The organism is Acidovorax sp. JHL-9 (assembly GCF_000426205.1).
Classification (GTDB): Bacteria; Pseudomonadota; Gammaproteobacteria; order Burkholderiales; family Burkholderiaceae_C; genus Acidovorax; species Acidovorax soli.
In genome coordinates this window covers 1-16,926 of sequence record NZ_AUEX01000044.1, presented here as the reverse complement: position 1 = coordinate 16,926, position 16,926 = coordinate 1, and the positions used below count along the sequence as shown (strand labels likewise).

General features: G+C 60.2%; 16 protein-coding genes and 2 pseudogenes. 5 read left to right on the top strand and 13 right to left on the bottom strand.

All coding sequences use genetic code 11. The features are described from left to right. Both K225_RS22665 and K225_RS0118635 read left to right on the top strand, forming a co-directional pair. A pseudogene (locus K225_RS22665) lies at positions 1–265 on the top strand (hypothetical protein); the annotation flags it as partial. Positions 266–490: 225 nt separating this feature from the next. Continuing rightward, positions 491–730 carry a hypothetical protein gene (locus tag K225_RS0118635; protein WP_005795304.1) on the top strand — a complete coding sequence of 80 codons (240 nt, stop codon included), beginning with the start codon at positions 491–493 and terminating at the stop codon, positions 728–730. Between the two features lie 175 nt (positions 731–905). Here K225_RS0118635 and K225_RS0118630 read toward each other — a convergent pair whose 3' ends face one another. The 10 genes from K225_RS0118630 to merT all read right to left on the bottom strand — a co-directional run bounded on the left by K225_RS0118630 (position 906) and on the right by merT (position 11,660). Beyond that, positions 906–2,555: a hypothetical protein gene (locus K225_RS0118630; protein ID WP_005795302.1), complete on the bottom strand. Its 1,650-nt coding sequence runs from the start codon at positions 2,553–2,555 to the stop codon at positions 906–908. Positions 2,556–2,653: 98 nt separating this feature from the next. Beyond that, positions 2,654–5,833, bottom strand: a complete 3,180-nt coding sequence (locus K225_RS0118625) for an efflux RND transporter permease subunit (RefSeq protein ID WP_026437757.1) — start codon at positions 5,831–5,833, stop codon at positions 2,654–2,656. 15 nt (positions 5,834–5,848) lie between these two features. Then, positions 5,849–7,462 carry an efflux RND transporter periplasmic adaptor subunit gene (locus K225_RS0118620; protein WP_026437756.1) on the bottom strand — a complete coding sequence of 538 codons (1,614 nt, stop codon included), beginning with the start codon at positions 7,460–7,462 and terminating at the stop codon, positions 5,849–5,851. Further along, positions 7,459–8,733: a TolC family protein gene (locus tag K225_RS0118615; protein ID WP_026437755.1), complete on the bottom strand. Its 1,275-nt coding sequence runs from the start codon at positions 8,731–8,733 to the stop codon at positions 7,459–7,461. The genes K225_RS0118620 and K225_RS0118615 overlap by 4 nt, the downstream gene beginning before the upstream one ends. Next, a complete protein-coding gene (locus K225_RS0118610) occupies positions 8,730–8,978 on the bottom strand; it encodes a DUF2789 domain-containing protein (RefSeq protein WP_011804768.1) in 249 nt (82 codons plus the stop codon). Before K225_RS0118610 ends, K225_RS0118615 begins: the two co-directional genes overlap by 4 nt. Positions 8,979–9,034: 56 nt before the next feature. After that, on the bottom strand, positions 9,035–10,315 hold the full coding sequence (locus K225_RS0118605) for a DUF4010 domain-containing protein (RefSeq protein WP_005795291.1): 1,281 nt from the start codon (positions 10,313–10,315) through the stop codon (positions 9,035–9,037). After that, positions 10,312–10,449 carry a hypothetical protein gene (locus K225_RS22325; protein WP_162143898.1) on the bottom strand — a complete coding sequence of 46 codons (138 nt, stop codon included), beginning with the start codon at positions 10,447–10,449 and terminating at the stop codon, positions 10,312–10,314. The genes K225_RS0118605 and K225_RS22325 overlap by 4 nt, the downstream gene beginning before the upstream one ends. Before the next feature lie 297 nt (positions 10,450–10,746). Further along, positions 10,747–10,995, bottom strand: coding sequence for a GDCCVxC domain-containing (seleno)protein (locus K225_RS22660; protein WP_005795288.1), 249 nt, complete (start codon positions 10,993–10,995; stop codon positions 10,747–10,749). Then, positions 10,992–11,276, bottom strand: a complete 285-nt coding sequence (gene merP / locus K225_RS0118590; RefSeq protein ID WP_005795286.1) for a mercury resistance system periplasmic binding protein MerP — start codon at positions 11,274–11,276, stop codon at positions 10,992–10,994. Before merP ends, K225_RS22660 begins: the two co-directional genes overlap by 4 nt. Positions 11,277–11,288: 12 nt before the next feature. Beyond that, positions 11,289–11,660 (bottom strand): mercuric ion transporter MerT, encoded by a 372-nt coding sequence (gene merT, locus K225_RS0118585; protein WP_011804766.1) that lies wholly within the window; start codon positions 11,658–11,660, stop codon positions 11,289–11,291. Between the two features lie 42 nt (positions 11,661–11,702). On the opposite strand from merT, the gene merR reads away from it, so the two are divergent. Further along, positions 11,703–12,110 (top strand): Hg(II)-responsive transcriptional regulator, encoded by a 408-nt coding sequence (gene merR / locus K225_RS0118580; RefSeq protein ID WP_005795284.1) that lies wholly within the window; start codon positions 11,703–11,705, stop codon positions 12,108–12,110. A gap of 2 nt (positions 12,111–12,112) precedes the next feature. Beyond that, positions 12,113–12,448 carry a YnfA family protein gene (locus K225_RS0118575; RefSeq protein ID WP_005795281.1) on the top strand — a complete coding sequence of 112 codons (336 nt, stop codon included), beginning with the start codon at positions 12,113–12,115 and terminating at the stop codon, positions 12,446–12,448. A 242-nt stretch (positions 12,449–12,690) separates the two neighbouring features. Here the strand turns inward: K225_RS0118575 and K225_RS22320 are convergent, their stop codons facing one another. From K225_RS22320 to K225_RS21240, 3 genes and pseudogenes are all read right to left on the bottom strand, one after another. After that, positions 12,691–13,275 carry a hypothetical protein gene (locus K225_RS22320; protein ID WP_011804765.1) on the bottom strand — a complete coding sequence of 195 codons (585 nt, stop codon included), beginning with the start codon at positions 13,273–13,275 and terminating at the stop codon, positions 12,691–12,693. 80 nt (positions 13,276–13,355) lie between these two features. Beyond that, a complete protein-coding gene (locus tag K225_RS0118565; protein ID WP_026437754.1) occupies positions 13,356–14,402 on the bottom strand; it encodes a cytochrome D1 domain-containing protein in 1,047 nt (348 codons plus the stop codon). Positions 14,403–14,428: 26 nt separating this feature from the next. After that, positions 14,429–15,471, bottom strand: a pseudogene (locus K225_RS21240) (DUF3141 domain-containing protein); the annotation flags it as partial. A gap of 59 nt (positions 15,472–15,530) precedes the next feature. Between K225_RS21240 and K225_RS0118555 the strand changes: the two are divergent. Beyond that, complete coding sequence (locus tag K225_RS0118555) at positions 15,531–16,739, top strand: IS4-like element ISBvi1 family transposase (RefSeq protein WP_011517431.1); 1,209 nt, start codon at positions 15,531–15,533, stop codon at positions 16,737–16,739. Positions 16,740–16,926 lie beyond the last annotated feature (187 nt).

The window sequence follows — 16,926 nt, the reverse complement described above, 5'->3', positions numbered from 1 at the left end:
AAGAACTTATCCACAACGTGAATATCAAGTTCACGAACCAGGGTGGGTCAGATCGAGATGGAAATGGTGGGTTACGGTTGCATGGAAATCAACAGCCGAGGCTGCCATGCGGCAAGGCCTCCTTTCTTACGGCGAAAGCAACTACCCTATCCGCACACCTGATGCGGCAGGTCCAGGCAAGACGCGTGAGCAAGTAGTCAACGAGTTGCGGAACGAGTCACCTGCCGAACGCGACGCGCGTCTGCGTCTCTACTACCGGGGTTGATTGCCAGTTGGGGTTGCAGCGGGTTTCCGGGGAGGCCGAGGAATCTAAACAGGCGGCGTGGCAACTGCGGAAAAAACCTTCGACGTTGGCACAGAAACCCCGGGATCTGTCAAAAACAGAAAAAAGCGTGCCCTTGCGCTTCGCGTACCGCTGTTGGCGCAGTCAGCCGGCAGCCCTGTGCCTCGCTGATTCATACGTTCGGTTTTCCTATCCAAGGAGTTCATCATGAAATACTTGCTCATCGCTCTCGTTGGCGCCACGACCCTTGGCTTCAGTCTCTCGGCCAGTGCCGCTCCAGACCAAGAAAAGGTCTGCCCTCCCAAGAAACTCGTATTGCAGCTCGACCATGGCCCGCGCGCACAGACGACGCCATACCTGAACCAATTGCGCAAGGCGCGTTATGAGGCCGAAGTCAAGGCCTGCAAAGATGGCGCAAAAGCCGCCAAAGAAACCTGTGCCCCGTAACTTTTGAGATGGGATTGGTCGCTGCGTGCATCTGGTGGGAGTTGGTCCTCGCCCATGCGACGTGACCATCTGCATTTTGCCAGGCCAGAAGCCACGCATCATCGTCTGACCATTCTTGCAGCAACCCAAATGATTCACTTCGTTGGGCGGCCCACCCTCCTACCGGCTCCTATGATCAGGCGCCGTTGGGCTCCAAGTCTATGGAGAATAGCAGCTCCTGCATCCGTCGGCGCTCCTCAGGAGTAGGCCATGCTGCATCTCCTGGCGCAGCCTCCAATTTGAACCGCCCCTCTCGGTCGAAGCGAACAAACCCATAGGTCTCGTTGACCACAGCACCCGGCACCCCATCGGCCCGAAGCCGTACATACCAGTCCGCTAGGCGCAGAGTTTGGTCCGCAAATATCGGTGCCAAGGCCTGGCCCCTGGCAAGCGCCACATACAGCACATGCGGCAACGCGTGCACCTCGCCCGCCTCGTCGAGCAGGAACACATAGGACGCGTGTTCACCATCCGAGTCGCACATTCCGCGGCCGGAGCCATCCACGGTGGTGTAGACGGGGGCAAAGCCACTGCCCGGCTGGCGGAAGTTCGTGGTTTGTCCCTGATACACGCGTGCAGCAACCCACTGAACGTCGCCGGCATAGGCGTAGGCGCGCAAATCGAATTTCATGGACTGCAGTCCCTCCGTATTCGCAATGACGCGTTCGCCCGGAGGCACGAGGGCCTGTGCTACATAGGCTCCCGTCATGATCTCCTGCCAGACCCGGCGCGTGAGTTTGTCACCTCGGTACGCGGCGCGGCTACCGAAGCCCGCCGCGGGTTTGAAGAACAGGCTACGACGAGCCGCCCACAGCCGGTCACCATGTGCCTCATCGACCACTTCGGTGCGCGGCACGTTCGCCAGCAGCACCTTCCTGTCGTCGTCAGCAACGCCCAGCTCCCGCAGCGCACCATCGTCACTGAACAAGGCCAGTCGCCGCTTGTCGGCGTATAGCGCGTGCGCCGTCGGATGGGGCGTGAGAACCGCTGCCTGTTCCAGCCAAGCCTGTCGCAGCACGGCGTTGGCAGGCAGATCCAGATAAAAATCTGTGACACGGTTGTAAACCACGTCGATGGCGAGTTCGCCGTGCCAGAGCCTGCCGTGACGGCACGCCAGCTCGGAGGGATCGACAATGATGGCCTGCAGTCCATGGCGCTCAAACAGCTGCCGGAACAGCAGGAACTCTGGATACAGGTATTGCTGCTGCGGCGCTTCGTCCACGATAGCGATCGAGACCAACGGCCGTGAGTGACCGGCCAGCCGCCACTCACGGCGGAACATGTCCACCAGCCGCTGCTCGAACGTTGTGACGCCTGCTCGGCCGGGCACCATTGCATGCACAGCCTGACAGCAGCTGCGCTGAGCACGGGCCAGCACCGCATTCAGCATCGCACCACCAGCGTTCGTGTTGATTTCGATCAAACCGAGACGGTCTTGGTCCAGATGGAAGTCATAGCCGAAGAACACGCCCTGGGAGCCACCGGTGCCGTCCCGCGCAATGGCGGGGGCATCCGCCAAGACCTGCTCCCGGTAGGCCGGGAGTGCCACCACTGCCTCGATGGCTTGCACGACGCGGGCCATTCGTTCGAGAGGAGGCCGCGCCACGAAGACCGGCTGCGCAGCAAACAGGTAGGGGCATCGGTCGCGCACTAGCTGCGACAAGCTCGGAGAGCCCAACTCGGCATCGAGCGCAGCCGCCAGCGCCGCAGGATCCAGGCTCAGACAGAAGCAGTCGCGGTTGAGCCGCTCAAAGGAGGTCAACTCGCAGTTTGATGTGTTGTGCATTGAGAGAGGGGTCAGAGCAGTTGGTGAAACAAGTAAAGCGCCTCCTTTTAGACCCTGTCCCACGCTCCGCGTCGACGCCAAGGGCCAGCGTCCATGGCTCAAACTTCACGGCTCCAGACTGGGTCGGATGGATGCGAATCCGTTCCCGAAGCACGCTGCCTTCGAAGTTCAAACTGTTTGACCAGCGCGTAGAGCGCCGGAATCACAGCCAGCGTGAGCACGGTCGAAGAAATCATGCCACCGACCATCGGTGCGGCAATGCGACTCATCACTTCCGAGCCGGTGCCGGTCCCCCACATGATGGGCAGCAGGCCCGCCATGATGGCAACGACCGTCATCATCTTAGGACGAACCCGTTCGACAGCGCCCTCCATGACTGCCTCGTAAAGGTCACCAACTCCTGGCTCTTTCCCTTCAGAGCGGCGTTTTTCCTTGATCTCTTTCCAGGCGTGGTCCAGGTAGATCAGCATGACGACCCCGGTTTCAGCGGCCACACCAGCCAGGGCAATGAAGCCCACAGCAACTGCGACAGAGAGGTTGTAGCCAAGCCACCACATCAGCCAGACGCCGCCAACCAACGCGAACGGCACCGACAGCATGACGATCAAAGTCTCCGTCAGTCGCCTGAAGTTCAGGTACAGCAGCAGGAAAATGAGCAACAGCGTTACTGGCACAACGAGTTTCATTTTCTCGATGGCACGCTCCATGGACTCAAACTGACCGCTCCATGTGGCGTAGTAGCCGGGCGGGAACTTGACCTGGTCGTTCACTGCTTTGCGCGCCTCGGCGACGTAGCCACCGATGTCACGCTCACGGATGTCCACAAAGATGTAGGCAGATAGCAACGCATTTTCGGTGCGGATGCCAGGAGCGCCCTTGGCCACCTCCACGCGGGCAACCTGGCCCAGCGGAATCATGGCTCCATCCATGGTCGGCACCAGCACTTCGCGGGCGATCTGCTGCGGGTCAGACCGCAATTCGCGTGGGTAGCGAACCGTAACGCCAAAACGCTCTCGCCCTTCCACCGTGGTGGTCACCATGTCCCCGCCGAGCGCCGTACCAATGACCTCTTGCAGATCACCCACCGCCAGACCGTAGCGTGCCAGTTGGGCGCGGTCGGGCTCGATGTTCAGGTAGAAGCCGCCTGTGATCCGCTCCGCGAATGCCGAGGTGGTGCCGGGCACAGATTTCACTACGGTCTCGATCTCCCGCGCCAGGCGTTCCATTTCGTTCAAGTCCTTGCCGAAGACCTTGATACCAATGGGTGTGCGGATACCGGTGGACAGCATGTCGATGCGCGCCTTGATGGGCATGGTCCAGGCATTGGAGACGCCAGGAAATTGCAGTGCCTTGTCCATCTCGGCGATCAATTTGTCGGTGGTCATGCCAGATCGCCACGCTGACTCCGGCTTGAGGTTGATGACCGTCTCGAACATCTCGGTCGGTGCCGGGTCGGTGGCCGTGTTGGCCCGTCCTGCCTTACCGTAGACCGATTCAACCTCAGGAAAACTCTTGATGATCTTGTTTTGCGTCTGAAGCAACTCGGCGGCCTTGGTGATCGACATGCCCGGCAGCGAAGCAGGCATGTAGAGCAAAGTGCCTTCATTGAGTGTCGGCATGAATTCGGACCCCAGCTTGCTGGCCGGATAGAGCGACACCCCAAGCACGACCAGGGCAATAGCAATGGTCACCCTCTTCCAGCGCATCACGCCAGCGATGATGGGTCGGTAGACCCAGATCAGGAACCGGTTCACCGGGTTACGGGACTCCGGCATGATGCGTCCGCGAATGAAAATCATCATGAGCACCGGCACCAGCGTCACCGACAGCAGCGCCGCTCCTGCCATAGAAAACGTCTTGGTGAACGCCAGCGGTGAGAACATGCGCCCCTCCTGTGATTCGAGCGTGAACACGGGCAGAAACGACACGGTGATGATCAGCAGCGAGAAGAACAGTGCCGGGCCAACCTCCTTGCACGCGGCGATCATGGCCTCGACCCGCTGCTTGCTGTTGTGCTCGGGTGGGAGCCGCTCCAGGTGTTTATGAGCGTTCTCGATCATGACGATGGCCGCATCCACCATGGCACCGATCGCAATGGCGATACCACCCAGACTCATCAGGTTGGAATTCATGCCCAGCAAGCGCATCGCGATGAATGAGATCAGCACCCCTACGGGCAACATCAAGATAGCCACGAGGGCTGAACGGATGTGCATGAGAAAAACCATGCAGACCAAGGCAACGATCAGGCTCTCCTCAATCAGCGTTCGCTTGAGCGTATCGATGGCCCGATGAATCAGGTCAGAGCGGTCGTAAACAGCCTGGATGCTGACGCCTTGCGGCAGCCCTGCCGAAACTTCGGTAATTTTCTCCTTCAGGTTATGGATGACTTCCAGGGCGTTTTGGCCATAGCGGGCCATGGCGATGCCCGAGACCACCTCCCCCTCCCCGTTGAGTTCGGTCAGGCCGCGCCGTTCATCGGGAGCGAGTTCAACGCGAGCGATGTCTCGAATCAATACTGGTGTGCCTTTTTCGGCCTTGACGACCAGGTTCTCAATGTCCGCCGCGCCGCGCAGATAGCCCTTTCCGCGCACCATGTACTCTGTCTCGGCCATCTCCACCACACGGCCGCCGACGTCACGATTGGAGTCGCGCACGACCTGTGACACCTTGGCCAAAGGAATGCCGTAGGCCCGCAGCTTCACCGGGTCGACGGTAATCTGGTAGGTCTGGACAAAGCCACCGACGGATGCCACCTCAGCGACGCCATGCGCCTTGGTCAGCTGGTAGCGCAGGTACCAATCCTGCAAAGTTCTCAACTCGGCCAGCGTCCGGTCCTTGGCGATCAAAGCGTACTGGTAGACCCAACCCACACCGGTGGCATCAGGGCCAATTTGCGGCGTGACCCCCTTGGGCATTCGACTGGATGCGAAATTGAGGTATTCCAGCACGCGCGAACGCGCCCAATAGATGTCTGTGTCATCCTCAAAGATGATGTAGACGAAGGACGCTCCAAAGAACGAAAAGCCGCGCACCACCTTGGACTTGGGTACCGACAGCATGGCGGTGGTCAAGGGATAGGTGACCTGATCCTCAACCACCTGGGGCGCTTGTCCAGGGTATTCGGTGTAGACGATGACCTGCACGTCGGACAAGTCCGGCAGGGCGTCCAAAGGCGTTCGCAACACCGCGAACACCCCTGCGACAATGACAAACAGCGTGGCCAGGAGCACCAGGAAACTGTTTCTTCCTGACCAGTCAATGATCTTCGCGAGCATGTTGTTCCCTGAAGATCAGTTATGGCCGGCGTGCGGAGTGGCCGCCGCTTTGCCCACGGGTTTCACGGAGGTGACCACCCATTCACCCTGTCCACGCTCAACGAACTCGAAGACCACCGCTGCGCCAGGTTGCAAGCCCGTCATCAGCCCGTTGTTGGAGACCTTGAACTCCATGGACATTGCGGGCCATTTGAGGGAGGGTATGGGACCATGGGCAATTGTCACCGTGCCGGCCTTCGCATCAGACTCCTCCACCCTGCCCTCACCTTGGTGCCCGACGGAGGCAGCGGGCTTGCTCGCATCAGGGGTGCCTTGTGCTTCCGACTTAGCTCCATGTGAGGAGTGCCCAAAGCCGCCCACGGCCGCCTTGAGGTTGGCTTCTGCATCGATCAGGAAATTGGCAGCGATGACCACCTGCTCACCCTCGCGAACGCCCTCGGTGACTTCAATGCGGTCGTCGCTGCGTGCGCCCACTTTGACATCGCGGGGTTCGAATCGTCCCTCCTTGAGCTGCACCAGGACGATCTGGCGCGTGCCGCTGTCAATCACGGCCGAAGTCGGCACCGTCAAAACCGCCCCCTTGCTGGCGGTCGGAAGTTCCACCTGGGCAAACATGCCAGGCTTGAGCAAGCCACCCGTGTTTGACAAGTCCACGCGCACCTGCACCGTTCGGGTTTCAGGCTTCAGGGTGGGATACACATAGCTGACTGTCCCCTGGAACACCTTGTCTGGGTAGGCATTGATTTGCACCTTGGCCTTGCCCCCCGATTGGACCAAGCCGATGTCTTGCTCGAAGACATCCGCGATGACCCAGACCGAGGACAGGTTGGCGACTTGGTAGAGCATTTCGCCCGGCATGAATCGCATACCTTGGATGGCCTTCTTGTCGGTGATGATCCCTGCCACTGGTGAGCGAAATGTCAGCGTGCGGCGTGCGTCGCCGGATTTGGCCAAGGTCTTGACCTGCTCGTCCGAGATATCCCAATTGCGAAGCCGCGCCAGGCTGGAGTCGGCCAGCTCACGCATGCCACGCTGTGTCTCACCAGAGGCATCCTTCAACGCATCGACACCCTGTGCCGCGATGGCGTACTCGCGCTGGGCAGACACCAGTTCGGGGCTATAGACCTCGAAGAGAGGCTGCCCCTTGCTCACCGCCTGTCCGGTGACGTTGGCATGCAGACGCTCAACATAGCCCTCGAATTTGGCAGCGATGGTGAAGGTCTGGCGCTCGTCTGGTTCGATGCGTCCGGCGGCACGCACCACCTTGTCCAGAGAGCGCAGACTCACCGCCTCGGTGCGAACGCCGAGTTTCTGAATCTTTTCGGTGCTGATGCGAATTTGATTGGAGTTGGTTTCTGCTTCTTCCTGCTCGCCCTCGTAGACCGCGATGTAGTCCATCCCCATTGGATCTTTTTTCGGTGTGGGAGATGTGTCGGGCAGCCCCATCGGGTTACGGTAAAAAAGTACCTTGCGCTCCTTCTTGGTAGGACCGGCAGAGGCGCCCTGCGACGCAGTCTGGTCACCACTGCGGGCTTCTGATTGGCGCTGTCCCATCCAATAGCCACCACCCGCCGCCAACCCTGCGGCGACGATAGCCAGGAATACGCCGGCCTTGAAACCTGTTGTCATTGTTCTTCTCCCACGATGCGTTCAATTTCGGTAAGCCGCTTCTGCGCTTCCACGCCGGCTTTGATCTGATTCAGTTTGGACTGACGAATCTGGCGCTGCGCGTCCAGCAAGGTCGCAAAATCCACCTTGCCCGTCTGGTACCCAGCCAGCGCAGAGCGGAAGGTCAACTCCGACTGCGGCAAGAGACTTTCGGTCGTTAACGCCAGAGAGCGCCGGGCGGACTCAAAACCTGCCACGTTGGCGTAAAGGTCTGCCAGGACTTGATTCGTGACGACTTCCTGGCGTGAGCGTGCAGCGGCCAACATGGCCTCGGACTCCCGCTCCTGGGCGCGCCGCGAATCTTGCTGCAGGGGAATATTCAACTCGACCATCAGCTCCCACTCTTTGATCGAGCCTCGGTACTGAATCGGAGAGATACCGACGTTGAAGTCGGGATAGCGGTTCTTGTAGGTCAGCTCGCGGTTCTTCTCGGCCGCCCTGATCTGGGACTCTTCCGTGCGCAGCAGCGGATTGTTCATCCGGGCGCGCCCTTCCAGCGCTGCGAAGCTGACTTGCTCCGGCGACGGCAAGGCGCGGATCTGCTCGGGTGCAGCCAAAATCTCCGAGGTCGGACGCCCAACGAGCGCATTCAACTTGGACTGGAGTTGGCGACGCTCAGCGTCCAGTGCAATCAGTTCGTTGCGCATGGTGGACTGCTCCACCTGCGCACGGATCACATCCTGTTGCGCAGCAAGCCCGCCCGCATAGCGGACCTGCGCGACTTTTTCCAATCGCGCCATCAGGTCGAGAATTTCCCGCGACAAGCGATCGTTCTGGTCCAGGTAATAGAGCTCGGCATAAGTCGTCTTGATCTTGGCAGCCAGTTCAACCCAGGCGCCTGCTGCACGGCTTCTCGCAGCTTGTGCTTGTGACTCAGCCACCTCACGCTTCAGACCGCGTTTGCCCATCCAGGGAAAATCCTGCATCAGCACGTAGCGGGTGCTTCCGACGCGCCCTGGCAATAGCGTGGGGTTTTGTTCTCCCATGCGCGTGATGTCACGCAATTCGGTTCGGAATTTAGGATCCGGCAAGGCGCCCGCAGGCGCGACGCGCTCTGCTGCCGCATCCGCATCAAAACGCATGCTGGCGATTTCTGGGTTTCTATCCCTGGCCGCTTGCAGCAACCCTTCGACACTCGATCCCAGCTTGGCCTCCTGCGCGTGAACCATCGAGCTCAGCGCCAGAGACACCACGACTACCCCCAACGACAGACGATTCCTCATAGGCATCATGACCGCCCCTTGGGTGCACGCAAGGCGGCATTCAACCGGTCAATTACTTCGGCCCAGTCCGCATCTTCCAGAAGCTCTTCGCGCAACAGAGTCGCCTGAGCTGGCGTCCAGAATGGGGCATCGGCCAGCAGCACATCGGCCGGCAGTGGAGAGTGGGCCTCCAAGAACTCCCCAATGCCTGCTGCATCCATGCGCAGGCCGAGCTGGGCAAACAGTTCAGAGAAGCGATGAAATGACTTTTCCATAGCGGTGATCCCTATTGTTCAAACACAAAAATTCTGAAGACGTGGCCAGTGGACGCTCACGAAAACGTCACGCTCAGCGCCAATACCGCAGCTCCGGACGCCATCGCACCCAGGTAGCCGAAAACAACCGATTTACCGACCTGCGCGCCGCCTGTCGTCCAGGCGATGCCGACCTTTGCCACCATGTTTGCCAATGTCGCGAGACCGAGCGCCGTGACGGTGGCGCCCGTGGACAATCCACCGGCACCATGCAGCCGAGCGACCGAGATCAAGATCGCATCCACGTCGGCAAGGCCTGAAACCGCCGACAGCACATAGAGGCCGCTGGTGTCCAGCCACTGCTTTGCCGCGGGCACCAGGACGCTCATGACAGCGAGCAGCACACCAAAACCGAGCGCGGTGCCAAGGTCGAATGGCGCCATCGCGCCGACAGCGCCCTCCCCCACTACAGTGCGGTCCAACTTGCGCCACCCCCATAGCGCAATACACAGCAGTGCCACGCCAGTGACCACCAGGGCGCTGCCGAAGGTGGACAGCAGCGCCGGCTGGATGACACCCAGCAGAACGACCATGCGAAAAAACATGACGCCACAGGATGCCAACGTGCCGGCTACCGCCGCGCCTGTCAGCGAAGGCTGCTCGCGTGCGTAGCGAGCCAAAGCCAACGTGGTTGCGGTGGAAGATGCCAGTCCTCCCAGGATCCCGGTCCACAGCACACCCCTTTGCGCGCCGGTGATCCGCATGGCAAAGTGACCCGTCAGCGACAGGCCCGCAATCAGGATGACTGCCCACCACAGCTGGTACGGATTGAGCGCGGCATAGGGCCCGAGGCCCGTATTGGGCAGGTAAGGCAGGATGACCATGGACAACACCAGCAGTTGCAGCGATGCAGTCAATTCGCGGTGATCGATCAAACGCAACCAACCGTGCAAGGTCGGCTTGAGATCCAGCAACACAGCGCCAACCACTGCTGCCGACAACGCCAAGGTGATGTTGCCGTGTGCCGCAAAGGCACCCAGGACCAGAGTGAGAAGCATCGCCACCGGGGTAGTGGCACTCAGGTTACCCGACAGTTTGGCGTTACGGGCGTAGGACACCGTCAGCAGCAGGGCGAGTCCGAGCAGCGCACCCAGCAAAGGCCAAGCGCCGAAATCTGGCTGCAGATGCCCAAGCACGCCACCGAGCAGTCCGGTCAGCGCAAAGGTGCGCAGGCCTGCAACACGTCCACCCTCCGGCAATTCGCGATCGTGCCAGCCGCGCTCCAGGCCAATCACCAGACCGACAGCAAGCGCGGCAACCAAGCCCGCGGCACCCGGGGGGAGTTCGTAGCTGTTCATCGGTTCTCTACGTTGATGGCCTGCGTAGCCGCATGCACGATCTTGCGCATGCCAGGCACCAGGACCGCACTACCGATATAACGCGAGTCGCCATTGAACAGCACCACCTCTTCGGTCCAATCCAGGCTCAGCATAAGTTCCTCACGCAGCATCGCACCCTCGGTCACTGATTTTCAGGTTGTTGAACTTCGCATTGGTATCCACCTACCTTGTGTGAATGCACGTTATGCATTTTGCGAGACCAAGGCTGACCGGAATATGTTTCAAAGATTACATCTTTGTCATGTGCTTCTTGGGGCTTGGCATATCAGCCACCGATGAACGTTGGCGCGTTTGATGGCCACATGGGCCCGCACAACGGTGTTGCGGAAGTTCAACTCGGATGTGGTGATGGCGTCCCTGGCGCCCGAATTGATCTCGTGACGCTTGACTCATTTCCGATCGGGCGATCCGGCCGGCGCGAACCCAAGATTGGCTGCGTGCCCCCGTTCCTGGATTGGAGGACAAGGCACTGAGCCGTAAGAACAGTACACACAGCAGTCACCCGACTTGGGCTTTAGCACGGTGTGACATTGCTCGCACTCGTAGAACCACTGGCAGGCGTCCGTGGGCATCGTCTCTGTCTTGGCGTGGCCGCACTCGGGGCAGGTCAGCGTCGATTCCAGTATCACCGCAGTCACTTGGCGTCTCCCAACACGGTCGCGGGATACCCTGCGTTCCTGGTGGCGCGTGTGAGGACCTCGACATTCGCCTTCGTATCGTCGAACGTCACCTTGGCCTCGCGCCGATCCAGATTCACGTCGATCTTGCTGACGCCGGATACCTTGGTAAGCGCCTTCTTGACTGTGATCGGGCAGGTGGCGCAGTTCATGTCGGGCACGGACAGCGTGACACTCTGCGTGGTAGCCCAGAGGGGCGAAGCAGAAGCGGCCAGCATGGCCAGAGCAACGAGTTTTTTCATAGCAATCTCCATTCAGTAAAACCAGGGAGCGATCAGCGGGAATCCGAGCGCGACGATGACTAGCGCCACCACGGTCCAGAACAACGACTTGTGGCTTCGGTTGACTTGCGGTAGCGCGCAAGCCTGCCCGGCCTCACAGGCTGCTGGCGCTCGCCATATCCGCCTGTACGCAAAAAACAGTGCCACAAGCGCGGCACCGATGAACATGGGCCGATAGGGTTCGAGCAGGGTCAAATTGCTAATCCATGCCCCGGAGACGCCAAGCGTAATCAACACCAAAGGCCCGAGGCAGCAAGTGGAGGCGAGGATGGCCGCCAGACCGCCGGTTAACAGCGCACCACGCCCGCCGCCGCTTCGAGTTTCAGTTGGGGAATCGGGTTTCATCGTTTAAGCTTACTTCCGTAGTTAAGTACGGAGTCAAGTGCCATGAATGAACCAACCGAAACCCTGACCATCGGTGGCTTAGCCGAGGCCGCTGGGGTCAATGTTGAGACGATCCGCTTCTACCAGCGCAAGGGCTTAGTGCAAGAGCCCGACCGCCCCCTGGGCGGCATCCGCCGCTACGGCGAGGCAAATCTGGCCCGGGTACGCTTTATTAAATCGGCGCAACGGCTGGGTTTCAGCCTTGACGAAGTCGGGGACTTGCTGAAGCTCGAGGACGGGTCGCATTGCCCCGAGGCCCGCGAACAAGCCGAACGCAAGCTCAGGGATGTGCGCGCCAAGCTCGCCGATCTCCACCGCATTGAGGCAGTCCTGGAAGCACTGGTGCAGCGCTGCTGCGCCGCAAGGGGACAGGTGCGTTGCCCGATGATCCAGGCGCTGCAGGAAGCGTGACGATGGAACTCTTGAAAGTTGCCATTCTGTTTGCGGTGACGGCAGTAGCTGAAATCGTTGGCTGCTACTTGCCCTGGCTGGTCGTAAAGCAGGGCAAGTCGGCATGGCTGCTCTTGCCGGCTGCCGTTTCCTTGTCGTTGTTCGCTTGGCTGCTGACCTTGCACCCGACAGCTGCCGGGCGAACCTATGCGGCTTACGGCGGGATGTACATCGCCGTGGCGCTGGTCTGGTTGCACGTCGTCGACGGTGTTGCCTTGACCCGTTGGGACTTCGTGGGAGCGGCCATCGCGCTGGCCGGCATGTCGGTGATCGCCCTGCAACCTGCGACGGATACTTGACGTTCCCGGAGCTCTCCGTTCTCGGTCGTCTCCGCTAATCCAGATGAAAAACGCAACCGTCTGCCCTCAAACTCGCGAAAACAGCAGACCTCGGACCTCGCACGGTCAAGAGACAAACAGAGGATCCGAATTTCCGCGGCTCCGGCCGCCTAGAGTCGAAACTCTCAATGGAAAAGAGGACTTACGGTGCTGGCTTGTCTAACAACGCCACCTTTTGTTGGGTTCTCCAAGTATTCTCGCCGTCAAGGCAACAAAGCCGGTGCCCGCAGGTCGTTTGTCTCACCACTTTTCTCCCCTGGGTCCACCGCAGTCTCTTCAAGGGCGAACTCCACGTCGATTTGGGAAAGACGCTCAAGAAGCGCCATGTTTTGGTGGTTCTCTGCACGCTCGAATAAGAGGACCTCTATCGGGCGCCACATTGCCACCCAGCCAATAATCAACAAGCCTTCGCTAATCCCAACATGCACTTTGCTGTTGCCCGGATCAACCAATAAGGCTCGTGCAAGCAGTGTCGTCGTCAGAACGGCGAGTCCTATGAACAGAAAGCGCATGCCCTGTCGCATCCTTCGGCGATATCGGCGCCTGCACTGTGCATGCTGCGCCTGAAAGTGCGCGTGAATCGCTCGTGTGATTTCGACTTCGTACTCTCTGATCGGAGTCGGGACGTGCACCATAAGCCGAAGCGGTTCTTCTCGACCATCTTCACCAGCACAGTCAACGATATAGGTTTCAACAGCATGGCTCAGTGTTTTCTCATGGAGCGGTGAAGGGTCCAGAGAATCGTAAAGCTGCGTGATTCGTTGAATTCGAATATCGATGACCGTCATTTGGACATACGCCAGGGTTGACGCTGGCTGGTTCTACTTTTTTGTGTACCGTACGTACCGGTGTAGGCGACGGGCCCCACTCAAGGCGTTACGCTGATGCCGTTGGGTGCCTTACCGACAGGAACGGTCTTCGTTACCTTGCGATCTTTCACGTCAAGCACGGAAACCGAATTGGCGTAAATGTTCGTCACATAGGCGTACCGCCCGTCACGATCAACAACCACTCCATGAGCACCAGCGCCAGTTACGACTGTCTTGACGACCTTGAAAGTCTCCAGGTCAATCATGCTGACGGTCTTGCCCGGCATCTTGCGCGTACCCTGGTTGGCCACCAGGAGCGTGCGCGAGTCAGGTGTGGCGTACAACTGGATCGGCACCGTTCCTACCGCAACCTTGCGAATCACCTTGCGCGTTGCTGGGTCGATCACGGCAATGGCGTTTTCGCCGGACAACGAGGCAAAGGCCAAGCGGCCGTCCGGCGTGAAGCCAGTCTGGGCCGGACCTTTGCCGGTCGGCACCTGCGCAACCTCCTTCTGGCTGGCGGTGTCGATGACCGATACCGTGCCACCCTTGAGATTGGCGACGTAGACCTCCTTGCCATCCGGGCTGAACCGAAGACCATGGGGAAACTGACCAACCGTAATCGTCGCCACGTGGCTCCGCGCTGCTGTGTCGATCACTGTGACCGTGTTGTCACCCCCATTGGTGACATAGGCCAGGCGACCGTCTGGTGAAACCACCACATGGGCCGGGTGCAAACCCACCGGCACCTTGGCGACGACCGTGTTGGTCACGGTGTCGATGGCCCAGATCGCGCCCGGTTTTCCCATCGCATCGTGGTCGCCTTGGGCCATGCCCTTGTGCGCAGAAACGTCGGCTGCATGGTCAGGCTCGCCGTTGTTGGTCACCCATACGAGCTTGCCGTCGGGCGACACTTGCACGTTGTGGGGCATCTTGCCGACGTGCACGTTCGTCAGCGTTTTCAACGATGCCGCATCGAGGACGCTGACCGTGTCAGCGCCTTCATTGGCCACATACACTTGATCGGCGGCCAAAGTGGTTCCGGACCAAGTCAGCAGGCCGATCTGGACCGCTGTCAAAAGCCAGTTGATTTTTCTTCTCATCATGATCAATCCTTGTTGAGAAACGGCCCTTAGATCAGGGCTATGTCCACTTTGTGGGTCCTGTATTACCGTCACCGTTTTTGTCCATCATGTCCAGGACGCATAAAAACTAGCCAGGACGTTGAAACATCAAACGAAACGCTTGCTCGATCGCAGCGTCGCGGCCTTCGCGAAGTCGTCCCAGCGCATGAGTAACTTGTCCTGCAGCTTCACGCTCACGCTCGATCAACGGGTGATGCGGCGCAAGCGGTTGTCGGGTCCTGGCGAGGGGTTCGGCCAACACACTGACCCCTTTCATCCACGGACTAAATGCTTCTGAAAACAAATACCTGCTGCTGCGCATTGGATGGAGCCACTTGAGCACTTCGGCTGTCCAGGGCGTGGACAGCGCTTGCGCCCAGGGGCTGACGAATGCCCGGTAAAGCGCCTCGTTGAATGTCGAGACCTGTTTCACCCGCTCAAAAGCTTCTTCCGGGTAATCTGCTTTCAGGTCTTCCACCTCACGGGGTTCGTAGCGGATGCTGAAGGAGGGCTTATGGCAGTCCGGGTCACCTGACGGGTTGTCGATCTTCATTTCATAAAGACCCGGGGCCAGCGCTTCAATGTCAGCCAGGCTCTCCAGGATGGCTCGATGCTCCAGACGAGCCACTCCTGCGGAGACAAAAATGCCGAGATGGCCGACATGCGGGTTGGTGAGGTAGACGATTCGCTGCCCTGCCCGCTTGAGATCATCGGTGTCGCTATAGACAGCGGGGATCCATCCAAGCGCCTGGTGCGGTGGCGTGATGTTGTCGCCGTAAGATGCAAAGATGACGATTGGATTCTTAATTCGCCTCAGGTCAGCAGTGCAACCCTGGCAAATCTGGAAAACACCCTGCTCAAGCTGGTTGCCGATGAACAAATTCTCAACGATCGCGAGGATCTCTTCTCGGCTCAGGAAATAAAAACCGTTCCACCATCGTTCGAACTCCAGAAACCGCGCCTGCTCACTGTCAACGTTGGTGAAGAGTTGGGCGTACTTCTCCCAAATGGCCTTTTCGGGCTTGAGGTTCTCGAAATTCTGCGCTAGCCACAATACTGTTCAGATAGTATTTTTAAAGCCATAATCCTCATCCATCGAAGCTTCAATGGATGAGGGTGATGGCCAGAACACGCAAGACGCTGCCGTCGAGAGTTGACGTTGCGCATTTGATCAGCGCCGGGGTGCTGGCCAGCGTGTGTCCACGGACGTTGATCGAAGAAGTGTTGGCCGAGACCGGCAAGGCCAGCCAGCGGGAGCGGCTGCTGCCCGCGCCGGCAGTGGTGTATTACGTGATGGCGCTGGCGCTGTGGCGCGAAGCGCCGCTGGAGGAAGTGCTGCGCGTGGTGTGCGAAGGCCTGCAATGGCTCGGCGGCGGCCACACTGAGGCGGTGCAGGCCAGCAAGTCCGCGATCTCGCAGGCGCGCAGCCGGCTGGGCCCCGAGGTCATGCGCCAATTGGCCGATCGGGTGCTGCGCCCGCTGGCCGCGCCGGGGGCGCCAGGGGCGTGGTACCGGGGATTGCGCGTGATGGCCCTGGACGGCAGCTGCATGGACGTGGCCGACGAGGCGGCCAACGCCAAGTTCTTCGGCTACCCGGGCGCCTCGCGCGGCCAAAGCGCCTTCCCGCAGGCGCGCGTTCTGGGCCTGGTGGAATGCGGCACGCACGCGGTGGTGGCAGCCGGCATCGCACCCTACGGCCACAGCGAGCAGGTCATGGCCGCCCAGTTGCTGCCCGCCAAGCTCACGCCCGAGATGCTGGTGCTGGCCGACCGCAACTTCTACGGCTTCAAGCTCTGGCAGACCGCCTGCGCTACGGGCGCCAAGCTGGCCTGGCGGGTCAAATCCAACCTCAAGCTGCCGGTAGAGCAGATGTTGCCCGATGGCTCGTACCTGAGCCGCGTGTTCGACAGCGACGACCGCGCGCGGCGCGCAGGGCAAACGGTGCGTGTGATCGACTACGCGCTCGAGGGCTCGGCCACGCCGGCGCAGGGCAGCTACCGGCTGCTGACCAACCTCCTGGACCCCGATGCGGCGCCGGCCCTGGAGCTGGCCGCGCTGTACCACGAGCGCTGGGAGATCGAGGGGGTGTTCGATGAGTTCAAGACGCATTTGCGCGCCAACAGCACGGTGCTGCGCAGCAAGACGCCCGAGCTGGTGCAGCAGGAGCTGTGGGGGCTGCTGCTGGCGCACTTTGCGATTCGCCAGTTGATGGCGCAGGCGGCCTGGGCGCGCGAACTCGATCCGGATCGCCTGAGCTTCATGCACGCCGTGCGCGTGATCAAGCGCAAGATGCCGCAAGCTGCGGCCGTTTCCCCCTGAGCGTTTGCCTGCCTGGCGCGAGGCCCTGCTGGCCGAGATCGCGCGCGGGCGCTGCGTGAGCAGTCGTGGGCGCCTGAACCCGCGCGGCGTCAAGCGCAAGATGAGCAACTTCAATGTTCGGCATCGCGGCGCAGCGCTCCATTTGCGGCATCAGCCAGTGCCGGTGCTTCGTATCTGAACAGTATTT

Excerpts from the sequence above, each read along its gene's own strand:
- K225_RS0118635 (WP_005795304.1), top strand. The coding sequence starts at position 491 with ATGAAATACTTGCTCATCGCTCTCGTTGGCGCCACGACCCTTGGCTTC.
- K225_RS0118630 (WP_005795302.1), bottom strand. The coding sequence starts at position 2,555 with ATGCACAACACATCAAACTGCGAGTTGACCTCCTTTGAGCGGCTCAAC.
- K225_RS0118625 (WP_026437757.1), bottom strand. The coding sequence starts at position 5,833 with ATGCTCGCGAAGATCATTGACTGGTCAGGAAGAAACAGTTTCCTGGTG.
- K225_RS0118620 (WP_026437756.1), bottom strand. The coding sequence starts at position 7,462 with ATGACAACAGGTTTCAAGGCCGGCGTATTCCTGGCTATCGTCGCCGCA.
- K225_RS0118615 (WP_026437755.1), bottom strand. The coding sequence starts at position 8,733 with ATGATGCCTATGAGGAATCGTCTGTCGTTGGGGGTAGTCGTGGTGTCT.
- K225_RS0118610 (WP_011804768.1), bottom strand. The coding sequence starts at position 8,978 with ATGGAAAAGTCATTTCATCGCTTCTCTGAACTGTTTGCCCAGCTCGGC.
- K225_RS0118605 (WP_005795291.1), bottom strand. The coding sequence starts at position 10,315 with ATGAACAGCTACGAACTCCCCCCGGGTGCCGCGGGCTTGGTTGCCGCG.
- K225_RS22325 (WP_162143898.1), bottom strand. The coding sequence starts at position 10,449 with ATGCTGAGCCTGGATTGGACCGAAGAGGTGGTGCTGTTCAATGGCGAC.
- merP (WP_005795286.1), bottom strand. The coding sequence starts at position 11,276 with ATGAAAAAACTCGTTGCTCTGGCCATGCTGGCCGCTTCTGCTTCGCCC.
- merT (WP_011804766.1), bottom strand. The coding sequence starts at position 11,660 with ATGAAACCCGATTCCCCAACTGAAACTCGAAGCGGCGGCGGGCGTGGT.
- merR (WP_005795284.1), top strand. The coding sequence starts at position 11,703 with ATGAATGAACCAACCGAAACCCTGACCATCGGTGGCTTAGCCGAGGCC.
- K225_RS0118575 (WP_005795281.1), top strand. The coding sequence starts at position 12,113 with ATGGAACTCTTGAAAGTTGCCATTCTGTTTGCGGTGACGGCAGTAGCT.
- K225_RS22320 (WP_011804765.1), bottom strand. The coding sequence starts at position 13,275 with ATGACGGTCATCGATATTCGAATTCAACGAATCACGCAGCTTTACGAT.
- K225_RS0118565 (WP_026437754.1), bottom strand. The coding sequence starts at position 14,402 with ATGATGAGAAGAAAAATCAACTGGCTTTTGACAGCGGTCCAGATCGGC.
- K225_RS0118555 (WP_011517431.1), top strand. The coding sequence starts at position 15,531 with ATGAGGGTGATGGCCAGAACACGCAAGACGCTGCCGTCGAGAGTTGAC.